Source organism: Kitasatospora sp. NPDC056327 (assembly GCF_042261735.1).
In the GTDB taxonomy this organism is placed as follows: Bacteria; Actinomycetota; Actinomycetes; order Streptomycetales; family Streptomycetaceae; genus Kitasatospora.
This window is the reverse complement of record NZ_JBHJRC010000494.1, coordinates 1-2,936: the sequence shown is the minus strand read 5'-3', so window position 1 is coordinate 2,936 and position 2,936 is coordinate 1. Positions and strand designations below refer to the sequence as shown.

1 protein-coding gene and 1 tRNA gene are annotated in these 2,936 nt (G+C 78.2%); one reads left to right on the top strand and one right to left on the bottom strand.

The window, feature by feature from the left end; genetic code table 11:
- Window positions 1-20: 20 nt before the first annotated feature.
- Window positions 21-114 (bottom strand) — tRNA-Ser (locus ACFCX4_RS35650).
- Window positions 115-293: 179 nt separating this feature from the next.
- Here ACFCX4_RS35650 and ACFCX4_RS35645 point away from each other — a divergent pair.
- Window positions 294-2,936 (top strand): PAS domain-containing protein (locus ACFCX4_RS35645; RefSeq protein WP_376151526.1); only part of this gene is annotated, 2,643 nt, incomplete at its 3' end.

Below are 2,936 nucleotides of genomic sequence, written 5' to 3'. Positions count from 1 at the left end.
CGTCGGCGGGGCTCTTCGGCTGGCGGAGGCTGAGGGATTTGAACCCTCGATCAGGAATAACCCCGAAACCGCATTAGCAGTGCGGCGCCATAGACCGGACTAGGCGAAGCCTCCTCCACACGGATCGAGCCCGCGTGCGCGGACCCGTTCCCTGTGCCTGTGATGATGCCACAACCCGGGGGCCCGGCACCAACCGCCGACAACGTTACTAGGCGGGTCGTCCCCGCCGCAAAGAAGAATGAGATACTGCCCTCTCCGGAGAGAGCTGCCCTGAGCCGAGGAGACCTGTCGACGTGAGCAGCAGGCCGATCCGAGGCGCTGCTCGCCTCGCCGCCATACTCGACGCCCTGCCCGACGCGCTGCTGCTGGTCAACAGCAACGGCACGGTGGTCGACGCCAACAACGCAGCCGTCCAGGCGCTGCAGGCGCCCGGCACCTCACTGGTCGGCATGGGCGTGCTCGACCTGCTCCCGGAGTTCGACCCCAGCCGGATCCCCGGATCGATGCGGCCCGCCGCCCGCGAGGACGAGGCGCTCGACCGCCCGGTCCGGATGACCGCCCGGCGCACCGACGGCACCACCTTCCCCGTCGAGGTGTCCGGCAACGACTTCGACGACGACGGCTCCGGCACCGGCTCCGGCGAGAGCCGCGGCTACTCCCCGCCGGCGCCCTACGACCCCTACCGCGAGGGCTCCCGCTCCTCCGACCTGCTCCTGCTGCTGGTCCGCGACCTCACCGGCCGGCTCGGCGTCGAGGCGGAGCTGCGCCGCCAGCACAAGCAGACCGAGATGATCCTGCGGGCCGCCGCCGAGGGCGTGCTCGGCGTCGACCTCGAAGGCCGCTGCGTGCTGGTGAACCCGGCCGCCGCGCACATCCTGGAGTACCGGGCCAGCGAGCTGGGCGGCCGCGAGCTGCACCCGCTGATCCAGCACTCCCGGGCCGACGGCACCCCGCTGACGCTGGAGGAGTCCGCGCTGCTGGACACCCTGACGTCCGGGCGCAAGCACCGGGTTCGCGGCACCGTGCTCTGGCGCAAGGACGGCCGGCCGGTCACCGTCGACCTCACCACCGCCCCGGTCCGCGACGGCGACCAGCTGGTCGGCGCCGTCATGACCTTCACCGACCGCAGCCGCGAGCTGGCACTGGTCGCCCGCAACGAGCACCTCACCGCCGTGCTGGAGAGCGAGCTGGGGGGCGCGCTGAACGCGCTGCACCGGCGGATCGACGCGCTCGCCACCGACCCGGCCGGGCAGCTGTGGCCGGAGGCCAACTGGACGCTGCGCCGGCTGGCCGACGAGTGCCGCCGGTTCGGCACGCTGATCGACGGCGTCCTGGCCCACCAGCGGTCCGAGGCCGGTGAGGCCGCGGCCGCCGCCGCGGAGGGCAAGGACGGCCGGAAGACCCCCGAGCGGGTGCCGGTCGCGCTGGACAAGGTGGTGCGCCGGGCCGTCGAGCACGCGGGCGAGCTGGTCGGCGCCGGACGGGTGCGGTTCTCCGTGCACGCCGCCGCCGTCGAGGTGATCGCCGACGAGAAGCGGCTCGCCCAGGCGCTGGCCCACCTGGTCGCCGACGTCAGCGGCGTCGGCCTCTCGCTGGACGACGCCGCCCCCGAGCCGCCCTCCCCCGGGCTCGCCACCCCCGGGGTGCCCGCGCTGCCCCCGGCCGAGAGCGACGTGCCGGCCGTGGTACTCGCGGCCGCCCAGCGCGGCGAGGTCGCCCGGGTGGAGATCCGCGGTCCCGGACGCGGCGGCAGCCCCGTCCACCTGCCGATAGCCCGCGCGGTGGTCGAGCGCCACGGCGGGGTGCTCCAGCCGCACGAGCTGCCGGGACGCGCCGGCACCACGTACGTCGTCGAGCTGCCGCTGGACCCGGCCGCCGCGAAGGCCGCCGCCGAGCGGGCCGGCGCCGAGGGCCGGTCGGACCGGCCGAAGGAGAGCGACAGCGCCGTCCTGCCCGACCTTCCGGGCATCCCGCAGCTGCCGACCGCCCGGACCGAGGAGCCCCCGGCGGGCGAGGGCCCGGCCGGACCAGGCGCCGACGCCGCGGCCGAGGGCTCCCGGGACTCCCGGGACTCCGGCGAGGACGCGCCGCAGGGATCCGCGGACGCCCCGCGCGGCGAGGCCCCGGCCCCCGCGGACGCCCGCGCCGCCGGGACCGCGGCCGACCCGGCGGCCACCGGCGGTGCGCCGGGCGAGGAGCCGGCCGTCGAGCAGCGGCGCGGACGCCGCGGACGGCCCGCCGTCGAGGAGCGGCCCGACCTCCCGGCGCCGGACGGCCGGGACGGCGCCGCACCCGCCGGCGGCGGCATCGTCCCCGGCATCCCCGCCGACCAGTGGCCGAACGCCCCCGCCCGGATCGAGCGCGCCGTTCCCGAGCAGTGGAACGGCACCGGCAACGACCCCGCCTACGGACGCCAGGGCATCGGCGGTCCCGGCGGCCCGCAGGCCGACCCCTGGGGCAAGGACGACGGCCGCTCCGGCACCGCCTACGCCGTCCCGGTCGACGGCGGGCCCGCGGCCGGACACCCGGACGGGCGCCCCGGCGGCGCCGACGGCGGAACCGGTCGTGACCCCGGGGGGAGAGCGGCGCGCGGTCCGATCGCGCTCGGCCCCGGCGGCGGATCCGCCCCCGACGCGCCGCCCGCCCCCGACGCCGCCCACGACCCCCGGGGCGCGGACGCGCCGTCCGGCCGGGGCGAGGGCGACGCCGAGGCCCGGCCCTCCCGGCGGCGCCGCGCGCTGCCGGGCGCCGAGGACTCCTCCGGCGGCTTCGCCCTGCCCGGCGTCCCCGAGACCCCCTTCTACCCCGGGCTGGAGCACGCCCTGCCGGCCGGTCCGGCGCCCGCGCCGCCCGAGCCCGCCGCGCCCGTGCCGACCGGCCGGCGCCGGCGGCTGGCCGTCCCGCCCGGCCCCGGCGGCGAGGGCGGTGCCCCCGTC